Origin of the sequence: Brevundimonas pondensis (assembly GCF_017487345.1) — a bacterium.
Taxonomy (GTDB): domain Bacteria; phylum Pseudomonadota; class Alphaproteobacteria; order Caulobacterales; family Caulobacteraceae; genus Brevundimonas; species Brevundimonas pondensis.
Map to the genome: position 1 here is coordinate 11,636 of NZ_CP062006.1, position 17,583 is coordinate 29,218.

Consider the following 17,583-nt stretch of genomic DNA (forward strand, 5'->3'; position numbering starts at 1 on the left):
CGTTCGTCCACCTCGCCTAGGGGAGAGCAAGGCAAGGAGGGGCGCATGGGGCTCAAGGCGAAGACTGTGGGCGTGTTGGCGGCGGGGTTCGCTCTGGCCGGATGTGTCACGGCGGTCGATCCGGTCGTGCGTAACGCTCCGCTGAAGGCGGCGCTCGCCGAACCGGTCGAAAGTCTGCGCGCCCGCAGCGACGGCGGGGATCGCCAGGCGCAGTACGCCCTGTCCTTCCTGATGAAAATGGGCCTGCGCGGGGTCGAACAGAATCTGCTGGGCGCCGAGGCCCTGAGGGCGCGGGCGGGCGAGATGCGCACCCAGGCCCTGCCCGTCTATATGCCCGGCGTGAACGGCAATCCCGGTACGACCATCATGACCCAGGTCAGTTCGCCCGGCGTCAGTGATGACGAGGCCCGCCGTCTGGACGCCTGCGGCGCCATGCTCCTGCTTGGCGAGCCAGCGATGGGCGGTTCGATCTGCGGTTCGCCCGAGGCCTATATCGACCTGCTGCCCGCCGGTGCGGCGGTGCGCGAGGAGATGGTGCGCAATCTCTTGGGCGCGCGGGAGCGGATCGATCCGACCGGGGTGACCGATTGCGCTGCGACCGACCCTCTGTGGGGCGATGCGGCCTTTCGGATGACGACCGGCGACCATGCGGGCGCTGCGGCGGCCAGCGAGCGCATCATCGCCCTGTGCGGCGAGGATCAGCCGTCCTGGCACGCCCGGGTCATGCGGGCCCAGATCCACCTCGACGCCGGAGAACCGGACGCCGCCGTGGCGGTGATGGCGCCCGTGCCGCGCCCGGCCCCGGCGCCCATCGGCGTCTTCGCCAGCCAGGTGGTCATGGCGGCCGAGGCCCTGCGCGAGGACTGGGTCGGCTATCGCCGTGAGCGCGACGCGATGACGGCGGCCTCGATCGCGGCCTTGCGCGCCGAACCGCAGACGCGGGTGCTGGAGACCTTCGCGGTGCAGGGGGGCGAGGCTGTCCTGTTCGCGCGCGAGGGGACGCTGTTCTCCGGGCTGGAAGGCGAGATGGTCGTCCTGATCGCGCTGACGGACGAACGGGCTGCGCCGCGCGCCGTCTGGCTGACGCGCCGGGACGGCTTCCTGGGGCAGGAGGCGGTCTGGTTCCTGGATGAGTATCGCTGCGACGGTCGTTCGACCCTGGCGCATTTCGACGCTCGGCCTTCTGCTGCGGTGGTGCGGGACCATGTCGAGCGCCGCATGAAGGGGGCGCTGGAGCCCTTGTCGACCAGCAGCCAGAGCGGGCCGGGGCTGGCCAGCGCCTGTCGTTGGCCGGTGCAGACGGCGCCAGGGCTGGGCGATGATCCGGCTGTTCTGGCGCGTGAGGCGGATCAGACGGCGGCGGCCAGCGCCTCCAGCACGCCCTTGCCATAGCGTTCCAGCTTGCCCGCGCCGACGCCGGAGATGCGGCCGAGGGCGTCGAGGGTGCGCGGCTCGCTGAGGGCGATTTCGACCAGGGTCTTGTCCTGGAAGATGACATAGGGCGGGACGTGCTGCTCGGCGGCGCGGTCGCGGCGCCAGGCCCGCAGGACCTCGAAGCGGGCGCGCACATCCGTGTCCAGCGCCTCGACGGCCAGGTTGCGGCCGGCGTTGCGGCGGGGACGCTCGGCCTCGACCACGCGGACGGGCGCCTTGCGCACCTGGATGGGACGCTCGCCGCGATAGACGGCGCGGACGGCCTCGGGGTCGCCCAGTTGGATGATGGGCTTGCCCTCGTTCGGGTCCTCGACCAGCAGGCCCTCGAACAGCAGATGATCGATGACGTCGCGCCAGGCGGTCAGCGACAGGTCGGCGCCGATGGACCAGGTGGACAAGCTCGACTCCCAGTTCTGGACATCCTTGGTCTTGCCCAGCAGGTGGTCGACCACGCGGGTCCGGCCGAAGCGTTCACCGAGGCGTTGCACCGCCGCCAGGGCCTTTTGCGCCGGGACCACGGCGTCGAAGGTGGCGGGCGGGTCGCCGCAGATGTCGCACACGCCGCACGGTTGGGCGTCGGTCTCGCCAAAATAGCGGCGCACGGCCTGGGGGCGGCAGACGGCGCCGTCCAGCATGGCGAACAACTGGCGGACCTTGCGGGTCTGGACCTGTTTGACCTCCTCGGCCATCGGGCGGCCCTCGAGGCGGCGCAGGGACCAGGCGATATCGGAGGGACCATAGAGGGTGATGCCCTCGGCCGGTTCGCCGTCGCGTCCGGCGCGGCCGATCTCCTGCCAGTAGGCCTCGAGGCTGCCGGGGGGATCGGCGTGGATGACGAAGCGGACGTCGGGTTTGTCGACGCCCATGCCGAAGGCGATGGTGGCGACCATGACGGCGCCGTCCTCGGCCAGGAAGCGCTCCAGCCGCCTGTCGCGGTCCTTGGCGTCGAAACCTGCGTGATAGGCGATGGCGTTGGTGCCGGCGTCGCGCAGGGTCTGGGCCACGCGCTCGCAGCCGTCGCGGCTGCCGCAATAGACCACGCCCGACTTGCCGCGGCGCTCGCGCACCAGATCGACCACGGCGGCGTCGGTGCGAGCGCGCGAACCGTTGATCTTGCGCTCGGCGGACAGTTGCAGGTTGGGGCGGGCGAAGCTGTCGACGAAGACGCGGGCCTCGCCGAGGCGCAGCGACGCGAGAATGTCGTCGCGGGTGCGGGCGTCGGCGGTGGCGGTCACGGCGATGCGCGGCACGCCGGGGAAGATCTCGGCCAGACGACCCAGCGAGCGATAGTCGGGGCGGAAGTCGTGACCCCACTGACTGACGCAGTGGGCTTCGTCGATGGCGATCAGGCTGAGGTCGATCTCGGACAGGCGCTCCAGCATGGAGCCTGCAGCCAGACCTTCCGGCGAGACGTAGAGCAGGTCCAGTTCGCCCGAGCGGGCGGCGCGCCAGATGGCGGAGCGCTCCTCCATCGGCACGCCGGAATCGAAGCGGGCGGCGGCCACGCCCTGCTGTTTCAGGGCCTCGACCTGATCGGTCATCAGGGCGATCAGCGGCGACACCACCAGACCGACGCCGGGGCGCAGGATGGCGGGAATCTGATAGCAGACGCTCTTGCCGCCGCCGGTCGGCAGCACGGCCATGACGTCGCGTCCGGCCAGAACCTCGGCCACCACATGGGCCTGCAGACCGCGAAAATCGGCATGGCCCCAGACCCGGCCCAGAACCTCGCGCGCGTCGCTCAGGTCGAGCGGAGCGGGCGGGGCGGAACGGCGGGGGTCAGCGAGCATCGGCGGGTTGTGCCTGATCCGTTCCGGGGTGTCACGGCTCGCCCTTCGCGAAAGGGCGGGAAAAGGGTATGGGGCGCCCCATGATCACGATCCTTTATGGCCGCCCGCCGGCGGTGTTCGACGTTCCGACCGGCGCGATGCAGACCTCGCCCCTGATCCCCGGCGCGACCGCGCTGGAAGACCTCGCCCCCGGTTCGGTGGACGAGGCGATGATCTACGCCCCGCCCGGCGTGGTCGAGCGGCGCTATACGCTGGCGATGGCGCTGCGGGCGCTGAAGGTCGGCGGACGGCTGGACGTCATGGCGCACAAGAGCAAGGGCGGCTCGCGTCTGGGCAAGGAGCTGAAGGACTTCGGTCTGGAAGTCGGCGAGACGGCCAAGGCCCACCATCGCCGCTGCATTGTCACCCGTCCCGAGACCATCGAAGGCCTGGACGCGGCCATCGCGGCGGGCGCCCTGCAACAGGTCGAAGGGTTGGAGGCCTGGTCGCAGCCGGGCGTCTTCGCCTGGGACCGGGTCGATCCGGGCACGGCCCTGCTGGCCGGGGTCATGCCGCCGATGAAGGGGGCGGGCGCCGATCTGGGCAGCGGTTTCGGGGCCCTGTCTCTGGTGGCGCTGCGCTCGCCGACGGTGACATCTCTGCGTCTGGTCGATATCGACCGGCGCGCTGTCGCGGCGGCGCAGAAGAATGTCGAGGACCCGCGCGCCAGTTTCGAGTGGGCCGATGTTCGCACCCTGCCGACGGCGGGCGAGCTGAACTTCATCGTCAGCAATCCGCCCTTCCACGACGGCGGCACGGAAGACCGGCGTCTGGGCCAGAACTTCATCCGTCAGGCGGCCGCCCTGCTGAAGACAGGCGGCGTGCTGTGGCTGGTGGCCAATCGGCACCTGCCCTATGAGGCCGAACTGAACGCGGCCTTCAAGCGGGTCAAGCCGGTGCTCGACAAGGGCGGCTACAAGATTTTCGAGGCGGTGAAGTAATGTCGCCCTCAAGCAGCCCGAAGGGCGGTAGGGCATGAGCAAGAAAATCCCCACCAGTCGCGTCGACAAACTGCTCGGCTCCATGGGCTACGGCTCGCGGGCCGAGATGGCGCGGCTGGGCAAGGCGGGCGGCATCGTGCTGGACGGCGCCGACCTGACCGACGTGTCCAAGCGTATTCCGGTGACGCCCGACCTGCCGAGCCGGATGGAGATCGACGGCGAGCCGCTGGACCCGGTTCAGGGTCTGGTCATGCTGCTGAACAAGCCGCTGGGCATGACCTGTTCGCGCAAGGAAGACGGGTCGCTGGTCTATGACATCCTGCCGGATCGGTGGAAGCGTCGCGACCCGGCCATCTCGACCATCGGGCGGCTGGACAAACAGACGACCGGCCTGCTGTTGCTGACCGACGACGGCGACCTGCTGCACCGTGTCATCAGCCCCAAGCGCCACGTGGCCAAGGTCTATCGAGCGACCCTGGCCCGGCCCCTGACCGGGACCGAAGGCGCGCTGTTCGCCTCGGGCGATCTGGTGCTGGAGGGCGAGGACAAGCCGCTGGCGCCCGCCATCCTCGAAGTGGTGTCGCCGACCGAGGCTCTGCTGACCGTGACCGAGGGTCGCTATCATCAGGTGCGTCGGATGTTCGCCGCCGCCGGCAACCACGTCGAGGCCCTGCACCGCGAGCGGCTGGGCGGGCTGGTGCTGCCGGATGATCTGGCGCCGGGGGAGTGGCGGCTGCTGACACCGGACGAGATCGAGCTGATCTTCGCCTGAGCTTGACCCCGCGCGCCGTCTCGCGCACCTCCCTCCCATGACCCAGCACACGACTCTGGCCAAGATCTGCGGACTGACGACGCCCGAGACGCTGGAGGCGGCGCTGCATGGAGGCGCGGCCTTTGTCGGTGCGGTGGTGTTCGAGAAGAGCCCCCGCCACATTCCGCCGCTGCACGCCGCCACCCTGTTCGACCGGGCGCGGAAACGGGCCAAGATCGTCGCCGTTCTGGTCGATCCCGACGACGCCCTGCTGACCGAGGTGGGGCTGATCCTGCGGCCCGACCTGATCCAGCTGCACGGCCATGAAACGCTGCAGCGCGCCGCCGAGGTGCGGCGGCTGACGGGGGCGGGGATCATCAAGGCCCTGCCGATCCGAACCGAGGCCGACTTTGCGTCCGTGTCCGACTGGACCGACGTGGCCGACCATCTGCTGTTCGACGCCAGGCCGCCCGAGGGTTCCAACCTGCCCGGCGGGGTGGGGGCCTCGTTCGACTGGTCGTTGATGCAGAATCGGGCGCTTCCGGCAAACTGGTTCCTCGCAGGCGGGCTGGATCCGCAAAATGTCACCGAGGCGGTGCGGATTTCGGGGGCGCCTTTGGTCGATGTCTCCTCTGGCGTCGAAAGCGAACCCGGTGTTAAGGACGCGGACCGCATCCGCGCCTTCCTCGAGGCCGTATCCCGGTCCTGATTTCGTCGCCTTCTCGCGAAAGACTGCCGCTCGTGAACGCCATTCTTCCCAATTCCTACGCCTGGCCTGACGCCGAGGGCCGTTTCGGTCCCTATGGCGGCCGCTTCGTGCCCGAGACCCTGATGCCGCTCATTCACGAGCTGAATGCGGCCTATGAGGCGGCCAAGGCCGACCCGAGCTTCCAGGCCGAGCTGGACGGTTTCCTGGCCCACTATGTCGGTCGCGAGAGCCCGCTCTATTTCGCCGAGCGCCTGACCGATCACTTCGGCGGGGCCAAGATCTGGCTGAAGCGCGAGGACCTGAACCACACGGGCGCGCACAAGATCAACAACTGCATGGGCCAGATTCTGCTGGCCCGCCGCATGGGCAAGACCCGGATCATCGCCGAGACCGGCGCCGGTCAGCACGGCGTGGCCTCGGCCACCGTCTGCGCCCGTTTCGGCCTGCCCTGCACCGTCTATATGGGCGCCGTGGACGTCGAGCGTCAGCAGCCCAACGTCTTCCGCATGAAGCTGCTGGGGGCCGAGGTCGCGGCGGTGACGGCGGGCGCGGCGACGCTGAAGGACGCCATGAACGAGGCCATGCGCGACTGGGTCACCAACGTCGAGGACACCTATTACATCATCGGCACGGCGGCCGGTCCGGCCCCCTATCCGGCCATGGTGCGCGACTTCCAGTCGGTGATCGGCAAGGAGATCAAGAGCCAGTCGCTGAAGCAGATCGGGCGCCTGCCCGACGCCGTGGTCGCCTGCATCGGCGGCGGCTCCAACGCCATCGGCGCCATGCACCCCTTCATCGAGGACGAGGGCGTGCGCCTGATCGGCGTCGAGGCGGCGGGCCATGGTCTGGACACCCCCGAACACGCCGCCAGCCTCAAGGGCGGCCGCCCCGGCGTGCTGCACGGCAACCGCACCTATCTGTTGCAGGACGCCGACGGCCAGATTCTGGAAGGCCACTCGATCTCGGCGGGTCTGGATTATCCGGGCATCGGGCCCGAGCACGCCTGGCTGAACGATCTGGGCCGGGGCGAGTATTTGTCGGCTACCGACGACGAGGCGCTGGAGGCCTTCCAGATGCTGTCCAGACTGGAAGGCATCATCCCGGCGTTGGAGCCCTCTCACGCCCTGGCCCGCATCGGCGAAGTGGCCAAGGACGTGGGCAAGGGCGGCGACGTCGTCCTGGTCCTGTCGGGCCGGGGCGACAAGGACATCTTCACCGTGGCCAAGCATCTGGGCGTGGAGCTTTGAGCATGAACAGTCTTCTGATCGCGGCCCTGGCCGTGTTGGCGTCGCCGACTCTGACGATGGCCAAGACCCAGGCGGCGCCCGTCGCGCCGGCGCCGGTTCAGGCCCCCGCGCCCGCCGCGCCGTCTTTCGGCCAGGGCGCCGCCGCGACCGGGGTGCCGATCCTGGCTCCGGCTGTCGCTTCGCCCGACTGCGGCGCACAACTGCGCAGTCCCGCCTTCTGCGTCACCGCGCAACTTGATCAGGTCGGCGCCCTGGCCGACGCCTATCTGGCGCAGTTCGAGAAGGAGGGCTGGCTGCCCGCCGCCGGCGACGACAACCGCGTGATCCTGATCAAACGCCGCGAGAACGGCGGCTGCGACGGCATGCAGATGATCGCCTTCTATGACGAGTCCAAGCCCGCCGAGGCGACCGCGCCCGGCTACCTCGGCTTCGCCACCATCCCCGGGGACGTCTGCGCCGGCCAACCGGCGCCCGCCGCAGGAGCGACGCCCCAGTGACGACTGCACGTATCGACGCCCGTTTCGCCGCGCTGAAGGCCGAGGGCCGGGCTGGCTTTATCCCTTATGTCATGACCGGCGATCCCAGCCGCGACGAGGCGTTGCAGATCTTGCGCGGCCTGCCGGCCGCCGGCGCCGACCTGATCGAACTGGGTCTGGCGTTTTCGGACCCGATGGCCGAGGGGCCGCCGATCCAACGCGCCGCCCTGCGTGGGCTGGCGGCGGGGATGACCCTGCGCGGCACGCTGGATCTGGTGGCCGATTTCCGTACGAGCGACGACGCCACCCCGGTCATCCTGATGGGCTATCTGAACCCGGTCGAGAGCTACGGCTACGAGGCCTTTGCTGCGGATGCGGCGGCGGCGGGCGTGGACGGGCTGATCGTGGTCGACTGCCCGCCAGAAGAGGCCGGGCCTCTGGCGGCGGCGCTGGACGCCGAGTCGGTGTCGTTGATCCGTCTGGCCACGCCGACCTCGGACGACGACCGGCTGAAGGTCATCGCCCAGGGCACCTCGGGCTTTGTCTATTACGTCTCGGTCGCGGGCGTGACGGGCGTGAAGGAGGCGCAGGCCGCGTCCGTCGCCCCCGCCGTTGAACGCGTCCGAAAGGCTGCGAACCTGCCGGTCGCCGTCGGCTTCGGCGTCAAGACGCCCGAGCGCGCCGCCGAGATCGCCCGCGTGGCCGATGCGGTGGTGGCCGGCTCGGTCTTCGTCGACGAGGTGGCCGCGGCCCTGGCGGCGAACGAACCGGCTGTGCCCCGCGTTCTGGCCAGGGTGAAGGCCCTGGCGGATGCGGTGAAAACCGCCAGAACTAGTGCTTCCGTCGCGGAAACCGTCTAAAGGCGCGCTCATGGTCGACAAGAATCCTGAGAACAAGCCGCGCGGCGGCTGGCTGTCCCGCTTCGCTCCGGGCGTGCGCAAGATCGTCAGCCGGCGCGACACGCCCGACAATCTGTGGGTGAAAGACCCGGACAGCGGCGAGATGCTGTTCCGCACGGACCTGGAGGCGGCCCTGTGGGTCACGCCGTCGGGCCGTCACATGCGGATCAATGCGCCGACGCGTCTGAAGGCCACCTTCGACGACGGCGTGTTCGAGAGCATCGACACGCCGGACGTGCCGGAAGACCCGCTGAAATTCTCGGACGGCAAGCCCTACAAGGACCGCCTGAACGCGGCCCGCAAGGCGGCGGGCCGCAAGGACACCATGGCGATCGGCTTCGGCAAGATCGACGGCGTGGCCGCGGTCGTCATCGTCCAGGACTTTACCTTCATGGGCGGGTCGCTGGGTATGGCGGCGGGCGAGGCCTTCGTCGCCGCCGCGCGAGAAGCCGTGAAGCGCGGCGTGCCCTTCGTCTGCTTCACCGCCGCTGGCGGCGCGCGGATGCAGGAAGGCGCTCTCAGCCTGATGCAGATGGCCCGCACCACCCTGGCCGTGCAGGAAGTGAAGGCGGCGCAGCTGCCCTATATCGTCGTTCTGACCGACCCGACCACGGGGGGCGTGACCGCCTCCTACGCCATGCTGGGCGACGTCCATCTGGCCGAGCCGGGCGCCCTGATCGGCTTCGCCGGTCCGCGCGTGATCGAGACCACTATCCGCGAGAAACTGCCGCCGGGCTTCCAGCGCGCCGAGTATCTGCAGGGCAAGGGCATGGTCGACAAGGTCGTGGCGCGCGGCGATCTGCCGACGACCCTGGGCCAGATCATGTCCATGCTGATGGGCGGCAAGCGCAAGGCGGCCTAAAGCCACCCTATGGACCCAATCTCGGAACGCCTGCGCGCCCGCCATCCCCAGCGCATCGACCTGTCGCTGGATCGGATGCGGGCGCTGTGCGCGGCGCTGGGAAATCCGCAGGACAAGCTGCCGCCGGTGGTCCACGTCGCCGGGACCAACGGCAAGGGTTCGACCGTGTCCCTGATCCGGGCCATCGCCGAGGCGGCGGGTCTGCGGGTCCACGCCTACACCTCGCCGCATCTGGTGCGCTTCAACGAGCGCATCCGTCTGGCCGGGAGCCTGATCAGCGACGACTATCTCAACGACGTGCTGGATCGCATTGAAGCCGTGTCGGGCGAGGCCACCGTGTTCGAGAGCACGACCGCCGCCGCCTTCGTGGCCATGAGCGAGACCCCCGCCGACCTGGCCATCATCGAGGTGGGTCTGGGCGGATCGCTGGACGCCACCAACGTCATCGACCGGCCGTTACTCAGCGTCATCACCCCCGTCGATCTGGACCACGCCGAGTTCCTGGGCGACCGGATCGAGGGGGTCGCCGCCGAGAAGGCGGGCATCCTCAAGGCCGGGGCGCGCGGCGTCATCGCCCGACAGTCAGAGGCCGTCATGGCCGTGATCGAGCGCCGTGCGGCCGAAGTCCATTCGCCGCTGACCGTCATGGGCGTGGATTTCGACGCCTGGGCCGAGCGCGGCGGGCTGGTCTATCAGGATCAGGAGCGTTTCCTCGACCTGCCGGCTCCGGCGCTGAGCGGCCCGCATCAGTTCGACAACGCCGGCGTGGCCGTGGCCGCCGCCCTGGAACTGGACCTGCCCGAAGCCGCCATCGCCGAGGGGCTGAAGACCGTGCGCTGGCCCGCGCGGATGCAGCGCCTGACCGCCGGACCCTATGCAGAGAAGGCGCAAGGCTTCGACGCCGAGCTGTGGCTGGACGGCGGACACAATCCCCATGCCGGTAGGGCGATGGCCCGGACCCTGGCCGAGCGTCAGGCGCGGGCGCCGCGCCCTACGGCCCTGATCGTCGCCATGCTGGCCAACAAGGACGCGGGCGGCTTCTTCGAGGCGCTGAAGGGGCTCGACGTCCAGGTCTTCACCGTGGCCTTCGACGGCGCGGCGGCGGATCCGGCGGCGCTGGCCGCAGTGGCGCAGGGGCGCGGTTTCGGGGCCATGCCGACGGCCTCGGTAGACGAGGCTCTGGACCGCGCCCTGGCGCTGGGCGCGGGCCGCATCGTCATCTGCGGCTCGCTCTATCTGGCCGGCGAGGTGCTGGGCGCCAGTCCCGAGACCTGGCCGACCTGATCTTTAGGCTGGGCGCAACCGCCCCAGCACGTCCAGAACCTTTCGGCGCTTGAGCGGCGCGCCGAAATAGGCGTCGTTTGAGGTGCGCCCCAGGCGATCCGTCACCGTGATGTCGATCCTATACAGAGGGGGCGCGCCCGAGAAGTGCGCTGTCAGTTCTGCAAAGTCGGCGATGTTGACGCCCTGCCTCCGGCAAAGATCAGGCAGGGCCCTGGCGTATAGCTGGACGGCGCGAGCCAGATAGTCGGAAGTGGCCGGATTGCATTCTCCGGTCAGGAAGTCGATGTCCAGCTGTCGCGATGGTGTTTCGGCGACTGCAGCCCAGATATCGATTGCATATACGCCGATCATGAAACCAGCGCCGCCGGCGAAAGAGTCCGTGAGGTTGTGTGCGACGGATGTCAGGACGGCATGTTTCATGAGGCCTTGAGCATTGGCGGCGGCAGAGGCCTTGTCCATTGAAAAGCCCGCCGGACGGATATCCGGCGGGCTTCAGAACATCAGGTATCCAGTTTTCAGTCGGCCTTGACGCCGACTTCGGCCAGCCATTCGACAATTTTGCCCTTCTGCATGGCGCCGACCTTCATCGAGGCCAGCTGGCCGTCCTTGAACAGCATCAGGGTCGGAATGCCCTTCACGCCCATCCTGGACGGGGTCATGGGGCTGTCGTCGATGTTGACCTTGGCGATCGTCACCTTGCCGGCCAGCTCGTCCGAAATCTGCTCCAGGGCCGGGCCGATCTGCTTGCAGGGGCCGCACCACTCGGCCCAGAAGTCCACCAGGACGGGGGTCGAGGATTTCAGGACGTCGGCTTCGAAGCTTTCGTCGGTGACTTTCACGGTCGCCATGAATGGCTCTCCTTAAGGGGTGCTACCGCTCGGCCTGCGGGGCCTCGCTGCTTGAGCACCGAATGGTGGCGCGCTGAGGATCGGTTCAGCGTTCCCGGCAGATGTGGGTGCGAATCCCGCACAAATCAACGCGCATTTGAAAGCGCCTCGTCCATCAGGCCCTGCGGCACGGCCATCAGCTTGGGTCCATCGGTCCAGACCAGGGCCGCCTCGACCGCCCGGTCGGGATAGAGGCGACGTAGCACCGCCGTATAGACCGCCATCTGCAGGACATAGCCCGGGTCGGCGTCCTCGACGCGATCCGGGGCCGGGCGGTTGGACTTGAAGTCCACCACCAGCACCCGTTCGGGCGTGACCACCAGCCGGTCGATGCGGCCCGAGATGGAGACGCCGGAGGGCAGGTCGGGCGAGGACCCGGTCAGGGCCACCTCGGCGCGGGATCCCTCGCCGAAGACGGGATTGAAGCGCGCGTCGTCCAGCACGGCGAAGGCGGCGCCGATCATCTCGGCGCGCTGCTCGTCGGACAGGTCGCGTTCGCGCGCCAGCATCCGCACGGCGGCGTCGGGCCGGTCGGGAGGGGCGATGTCGGGCAGGCGTTCCAGCAGGCGGTGGATCAGGTCGCCGCGCCGGAAGCGGCCCAGACCCGCGCCCACTCCCGAATTTGGGCCTTCGCCGCGCGCCAAGGGCGACGGGGCCGGGATGCGCTTCTGTTCCTGCATCTGCGACGGCGAGGCGAAGCGGGCGGCGGCGTCGCGGGCGGGGATGCTGCGCGTCCAGTCGGGGGCCACGGGCCGGGTCTCGGCGCTGGCGGTGACGGCGGGCAGGACGTCCAGATCGACGCCGTAGCGGCGGACGTTGCTGTCCAGGGTGCGGACCTCGTCGCCGAGACGGTTGAAGGTCTCCTCGATGACCGACCACCAGTCGCCGGGCTCGGGCGAGCGTTTGGAGCCGCGGCCCATGACGATGACCCGGTCCCGCGCGCGGGTCAGGGCGACGTAGAGCAGGCGCAGGGACTCGTCGCTGACGCGAGCTTCGCGGGCGTCGCGGGCGGCCTTCGAGGCGGCGCAGTCTTCTTTTGAGGAACCGGGGCACATCAGCCAGGCCTCGCCGTCTTCGGTGGCGACGGGCATCAGGGTCGGCCCCTGCGCCTTCGCCTTCATCGTGGTGTCGGGCAGGATGACGACGGGCGCCTCCAGCCCCTTGGCGCCGTGGACGGTCATGACGCGAACTTCGCCGCGCGGACCTTCCAGCTCGCGCTTCACCTCGACGTCGGCGGCTTCCAGCAGGGCCAGGCAGGTCTCCAGATCGACCCCGCCCCGGTTCTCGGCGGCCAGCACCTGATTGAGGGTCTCGTCGATGGCTTCTTCCGCCTCGCGCCCCAGACGGGTCAGCACGCGGGCGCGGCCCGAGACGCCCGTGTCGTCCACCCGGTTCAGCAGGGTCGAGAAGAAGACGAAGGGGTCGCCGTCGCGTGCCGCGCGGGCGCTCAGGCACAGGTCCAGCGCGCGGCGCCATTCGGGGCGTTCGTCGGCGCGGGTCTTCAGTTCGCGCCACAGGCCCTGACGTTTCTCGCGCCCGGCCAGGTCATAGAGCGAGGTCTCGTCCACGTCGCAGAAGGGGCTGCGCAGCACCTCAGCCAGCGACAGGTCGTCGCCCGGGAAGAGGGCGAACCGGGCCAGGGCCTTCAGGTCGTCAAAGACGATGTGGCTGGACAGTTTCAGCCGGTCGGCGCCCGCGACGGGCACACCCGCCGTCTTTAGGGCGCGGATGATCTCTTCAAACGTCGCGTCGCGACGGCGCACCAGAATGAGGAAGTCGCCATAGCCGCTGGCGCGCGGCTGGCGGGTATTGCGGTCATAGACGGTCGCGCCGGTTTCGACCTGTCGCTTGATCTCCTGGGCCAGGGCGGCGGCCATGCGCTTGCGGGCGCCGGCGACGCTTTCTTGGTCGACCGGGTCGTCCCAGGCGTCGCGCTCGGGCGGGGCTTCGTCCATGAACAGGGGCCAGAGGTCGACGCTGCCGCGCTGGCCGACGCGGGCGGGCAGGTGGCGGGGAATGTCGCCCGCCTCGCCGACCAGGGCGCGGGTCCGCTCGGGATCGGCGAAGGCGTGATCGACGAAGGCGAGGACGTCCTCGGTCGAGCGATAGGAGGTCTCCAGCGGCACGCCCTCGAAGGCGGAGCCCGAGGCCCGGATCAGGGCGTCATAGACCTGGGCTTCCTGCCGCAGGCGCTCGGGTCGGGCGCCCTGGAAAGAGTAGATCGACTGCTTCTCGTCGCCCACGGCGAAGACGGTGCGGTCGGTTTTTTCGCCTGAGAAGAACTCGCCGGTCAGGGCGCGCATGATGGCCCACTGCTCGGGCGCCGTGTCCTGGGCCTCGTCGATCAGGACGTGGTCGATGCCGCCGTCCAGCTTGTACAGCACCCAGGCGGCGGTCGAGCGTTGCGTCAGCAGGTCGACGGTCCTGGCCACCAGATCGGAGAAGTCCAGCGCCCCGCGCTCGGCCTTGGCCCCCTCGTAGTAAGCCGCGTGGTAACGGGCCAGGGTCAGAAGTTTGACCGTGTCGGCGGCGACCTTGGCGGCGCGCACCACGTCCAGGGTGGCCAGATACTTGTCCTGCAAATCGCTGAGCCAGCCGCCCGCGTCGGGCGGGGCCTGCTTGGTGGCCATCGACTTGCGCGGCGATCCCGTGCCGGTCAGGAAGACGACGCCGAGGCCGTGGAAGCTCCACTCGTGGTCGAGGGCGTGGATCAGCTCGGCGGCGCGGTCCTTGTCGGTCTTGCCGCCGGTCGCCATCAGCCCGGCCATGCGGCGGACCTCGCCCCGGTCCAGCCAGCGGATGAAGTCGGCTTCAATGTCGTCGGGCGTCTGTTCGGGATCGGCGCCGGTCAGCACATGGGGGCCGGGGACCGAACCGTCGCCGACGCGGGCGACATAGTCGGTCAGGTCGGCGCGCCGGGCCTCGATCATGGCCAGCAGGCTCTCGAAGCGGCCCCAGTCCAGTTCGACGGCGAAATGGCTGTAGGCTTGGCCCACGGGACCGTCGGGGTCCTTCAGCGCGGCGCGGGCCAGTTCTTCGCGCGCGGCGTGGCTGAGGGCGATGGCGGCTTCGTTCTCCAGCACGGTGAAGCGCGGCGAGACGCCCGCCTCGATGGGGAAGCGACGCAGCAGCTTTTCGCAGAAGGCGTGGATGGTCTGGATCTTCAGCCCGCCCGGCGTCTCCAGCGCGCGGGCGAACAGGCGCCGCGCCTCGGACAGGCGGGCGGGGTTGAGGGACGCGGGATCGCTGGCGTCCAGTTTCGCCAGTTCGGCGGACAGGGCGGCGTCGTCCATGACCGCCCACTTGCCCAGGGTCTCGAACAGGCGGGCCTGCATCTCGGCGGCGGCGGCCTTGGTGTAGGTGACGCAGAGGATGGCCGAGGCCCCGGCCCCGCCCAGCAGCAGGCGGGCCACGCGGCTGACCAGGGTGGTGGTCTTGCCCGAGCCGGCGTTGGCTGTGACGAAGACCGACAGGGCCGGATCTGCGGCGCGGATCTGCGGGTCCGGGCGCATCTGCGGAGTGGCGATGTTCATTCGCTGTCGCCTTCCTCGGCGCCGACGACGTGCCATTCCCAGACGCGGGCCAGATGGTCGTAGTTGCCGCCGTAATTGCCCATGAACTGGGGCGCAGCCCAGGAGACATAGGGGGTGTCGGGGTGATCGAAGCGGGCCACCCGTTTCTTCAGCCCCTCCAGCGCCGCTTCGCCGAGGGCGGCGGCTTCGGGACCGGAGGCGCGCACCGCGACCTCGCCCGCCTTCTTGCGGCCGACGACGCGGACATAGGTCAGTTCGTCGGCGGGGATGGGACCATTGGTATCCTTGAAGCCGCCGTCGGCGAGGATGGCGGCGGTCAGGGTCAGCTGGGGCGCGAAGCCCGCCTTGACCTGCTTGCCCGAAGGCACGCCGCCGGTCTTGAAGTCCATGATGGCGGCGCCTGTAGCTCCGACCTCGATGCGGTCGGCGTAGGCCTTCATGGTGAAGGGGCCGGCGGGGGCCTCAAACGTCATGGTCCCCTGCTGTTCGATCAGCAGATTGACGCCGCGCGCCCGGCGCTCGGCCTCGAACCCGGCCAGCCAGCGGGCGCAGTTGCGCGTCAGCGGGGTCTCGCGGGCCATGGCGGCCTCCTCGAAACCGTGGGCGGTCAGCTCCTCGATCAGCAGGGCTTCGATCTGCTCTTCGCAATCGTCGGGCAGGACGTGGGGCCACATCAGGGTCATGCGCTCGATGGCCTTGTGCACCGCATTGCCGCGCGCCATCGCCTCGGCCGAGGCGCCGGGGCGGTCCATGATGTTCAGGCCCAGCACCCGTTGGGCGTAAATGGCGTAGGGGTCGCGCACCCAGCGCTCGATGCGGGTGACGGCAAGGCTGCGCGGGCGGCGCTCGACCGGCGGGCGCGGCATGGGACGCGGGGCGAAGCGGGCGGGGCCGGGCGGCGGGGCGTCCAGGGCGCGGGTCCAGTCGGCCAAACCCTCCGGCGCGGGGATAGCGACGGGGGTCTTCTCGGCGTTCGCGCCGCGCGTAAGCATCTCCAGCCGCCACAGCCAGCGCGAGCGCACGGCGGGCTGGCCGCCGCGTCGTTCGCAATGGATCAGGACGGCCTCGTCGGCGCAGGCGGCCTGGACGAAGTCCTGCGCCGTCTGGCCCAGACGCCGCTCGGGCGTGGGCAGGCCGAGCGCCTTCCTCATCGGTCGCGACAGGAAGGGATCGACCGGGGCGGGGCGAGGCCAGACGCCTTCCTCCAGCCCGGCGAGGATCATGCGGTCGGCGCGGGTCAGGCGGGCCTCGATGGCGCCCAGAATCCGCAGGCGCGGATGGGTGGCGCCGCCGGTGCGCACCGTTTCCTCACCCAGCAGACCGGCGACCAGAGCCGCGAAGTCGGCGCGGCAGACGGCGCCCAGCGACCCGCCGCCGTCGATCAGGGCGGACAGTAGCAAGGCGGCGGCCTCGCCGTCGGGACCGGCCCAGGCGTTCTGACCCGCGAGCGCCTCGATCAGGGCGGTCAGGGCGCGGGCGGCGGCGTCGGGGGCGGCGGTCGGCGTGAAGACGGACAGGGCCTCGGCGGCCAGCGTCTCCAGCCGCGCAGCCAGGGCGCGGGCGCCGGACAGGCGGGCGGCCTTCCACTCGGGCAGGGGCTGACCGCCGCGACTGGGTTCGGCGGCCTTGTCGAGGCGTTTCTGCACATCTGCCCAGTCGCGCGGACGCGGGCCGCGCAGGGCGTGCTCCTCCAGCGCCGAGGCGGCGTCAGGCAGAGACGCGCCGTCGAGATCGAGGCGGGTCAGCGGGTGCTTGATCAGAGCCAGCAGGGTCTGCGGTTTCAGCGGCGTCTCGATGAAGCGGGCGGCGAGGTCGACCAGAACCCCCGCGCTCATCCGCGATAGGGGGGCGCCGGTCGAGGCGTCGGGGACGACGCCCCAACGCGCCAGTCGGGCCTCGACGCGGCGCGACAGGTCGAGGTCAGGGGTGACGAGGGCGCAGGTTTCGCCGGGCCGTTCCAGCGTCTCGCGCATCAGCAGGGCGATGGCCGTCGCGGCCTCCTCCTCGGCGCGGACGGACAGCGCCGACAGGCCCTTCAAGCCCTCCTTGATGGGGTCGGCGGCCTGACCCGCCTCGGCGGCGTCGGCGCGCAGGCGGGCGATTTCGGCGCGCCAGTCGTCGGTGGCCTCGGCGGGGCGCAGGGCCTCGTTGATCAGGCGTTGGCGGGCCAGACCGCGCGCCTCGATGCGGGGCTCGACGGCCGGCTTGAACCAGGGCCTGACCTGATCGCGCGAGACCTCGGCGCGGGCCAGCAGGGCCTTCAGCGCCGCCTGCGGGTGCTGGTCGTCGATGCGGTCCCAGACCCCGTCGGCCAGATCGAGATCGAGGCCGGGCAGGACCACCACGCCCTGCGGCGCGCGGGCCACGGCGGCCAGAACGTCGGCGGCGGCGGGGACGGTGCCGGTGGAGCCGGCGGCGATGACCGGCTGCGACGGCGGGCGGGCGTCCCAGGCCTCGGCCAGACGGCGCAGCAGGGTCGCGCGGCGCCAAGCGGGATCGACCAGACCCAGGGCCTCCAGCCGCTTGGGCCAGGCCTCGACGGCGAGGCCGAGGAAGCGGGCGCTGTCCTGCCAGTGGGCGGCGAGATCCTGTTCGGCCAGTCCAGCGATGCGCGACAGGTCGGGGACCTCTTCCAGCTGGCAGGAATCGAGGAAGCCGCCCAGGGCGTCGGCCATTTCGAGGGCGCGCAGGGGCTTCATCCCCGGCTCGAATTCCTCGGCGATCATCCGCG

The 17,583-nt window shown here is 70.2% G+C and carries 14 protein-coding genes; 9 read left to right on the forward strand and 5 right to left on the reverse strand.

Annotated features, from left to right (window positions below; all coding sequences use genetic code 11):
- Positions 1-45: 45 nt before the first annotated feature.
- Positions 46-1,392, forward strand: a complete 1,347-nt coding sequence (locus tag IFE19_RS00055) for a hypothetical protein (protein WP_207824566.1) — start codon at positions 46-48, stop codon at positions 1,390-1,392.
- Here the strand turns inward: IFE19_RS00055 and recQ are convergent.
- Positions 1,350-3,224, reverse strand: coding sequence for a DNA helicase RecQ (gene recQ / locus IFE19_RS00060; RefSeq protein WP_207824568.1), 1,875 nt, complete (start codon positions 3,222-3,224; stop codon positions 1,350-1,352). The two genes, IFE19_RS00055 and recQ, sit on opposite strands and share 43 nt — an antisense overlap.
- An 80-nt stretch (positions 3,225-3,304) precedes the next feature.
- Between recQ and IFE19_RS00065 the strand changes: the two genes are divergently transcribed.
- Genes IFE19_RS00065 through IFE19_RS00100 form a run of 8 tightly spaced genes read left to right on the forward strand, consistent with a single transcriptional unit; the run spans position 3,305 to position 10,432 of the window.
- Positions 3,305-4,204, forward strand: a complete 900-nt coding sequence (locus tag IFE19_RS00065) for a class I SAM-dependent methyltransferase (RefSeq protein ID WP_207824570.1) — start codon at positions 3,305-3,307, stop codon at positions 4,202-4,204.
- Between the two features lie 34 nt (positions 4,205-4,238).
- Positions 4,239-4,976, forward strand: coding sequence for a pseudouridine synthase (locus tag IFE19_RS00070; protein WP_207824573.1), 738 nt, complete (start codon positions 4,239-4,241; stop codon positions 4,974-4,976).
- Between the two features lie 37 nt (positions 4,977-5,013).
- On the forward strand, positions 5,014-5,664 hold the full coding sequence (locus IFE19_RS00075) for a phosphoribosylanthranilate isomerase (RefSeq protein ID WP_207824575.1): 651 nt from the start codon (positions 5,014-5,016) through the stop codon (positions 5,662-5,664).
- A 32-nt stretch (positions 5,665-5,696) separates the two neighbouring features.
- Entirely contained in the window at positions 5,697-6,911 is a 1,215-nt protein-coding gene (gene trpB / locus IFE19_RS00080; RefSeq protein WP_207824577.1) for a tryptophan synthase subunit beta, read from the forward strand.
- Positions 6,912-6,913: 2 nt separating this feature from the next.
- Complete coding sequence (locus tag IFE19_RS00085) at positions 6,914-7,408, forward strand: hypothetical protein (protein WP_207824578.1); 495 nt, start codon at positions 6,914-6,916, stop codon at positions 7,406-7,408.
- On the forward strand, positions 7,405-8,247 hold the full coding sequence (gene trpA / locus IFE19_RS00090; protein WP_207824580.1) for a tryptophan synthase subunit alpha: 843 nt from the start codon (positions 7,405-7,407) through the stop codon (positions 8,245-8,247). The genes IFE19_RS00085 and trpA overlap by 4 nt, the downstream gene beginning before the upstream one ends.
- 10 nt (positions 8,248-8,257) lie before the next feature.
- Positions 8,258-9,148, forward strand: a complete 891-nt coding sequence (locus IFE19_RS00095) for an acetyl-CoA carboxylase carboxyltransferase subunit beta (protein ID WP_207824582.1) — start codon at positions 8,258-8,260, stop codon at positions 9,146-9,148.
- Positions 9,149-9,157: 9 nt separating this feature from the next.
- Positions 9,158-10,432: a bifunctional folylpolyglutamate synthase/dihydrofolate synthase gene (locus IFE19_RS00100; protein WP_207824585.1), complete on the forward strand. Its 1,275-nt coding sequence runs from the start codon at positions 9,158-9,160 to the stop codon at positions 10,430-10,432.
- Between the two features lie 3 nt (positions 10,433-10,435).
- Here the strand turns inward: IFE19_RS00100 and IFE19_RS00105 are convergent, their stop codons facing one another.
- The 4 genes from IFE19_RS00105 to addB all read right to left on the reverse strand — a co-directional run bounded on the left by IFE19_RS00105 (position 10,436) and on the right by addB (position 17,578).
- Positions 10,436-10,783 carry a hypothetical protein gene (locus IFE19_RS00105; protein WP_207824586.1) on the reverse strand — a complete coding sequence of 116 codons (348 nt, stop codon included), beginning with the start codon at positions 10,781-10,783 and terminating at the stop codon, positions 10,436-10,438.
- A gap of 164 nt (positions 10,784-10,947) precedes the next feature.
- Positions 10,948-11,280: a thioredoxin gene (gene trxA, locus IFE19_RS00110; protein ID WP_207824589.1), complete on the reverse strand. Its 333-nt coding sequence runs from the start codon at positions 11,278-11,280 to the stop codon at positions 10,948-10,950.
- Positions 11,281-11,405: 125 nt separating this feature from the next.
- The gene (addA, locus tag IFE19_RS00115) at positions 11,406-14,852 is read right to left on the reverse strand and encodes a double-strand break repair helicase AddA (protein WP_225910328.1); all 3,447 of its coding nucleotides are present in this window, start codon (positions 14,850-14,852) and stop codon (positions 11,406-11,408) included.
- Positions 14,849-17,578, reverse strand: a complete 2,730-nt coding sequence (gene addB / locus IFE19_RS00120; protein ID WP_318780460.1) for a double-strand break repair protein AddB — start codon at positions 17,576-17,578, stop codon at positions 14,849-14,851. The genes addA and addB overlap by 4 nt, the downstream gene beginning before the upstream one ends.
- Positions 17,579-17,583: the final 5 nt, after the last annotated feature.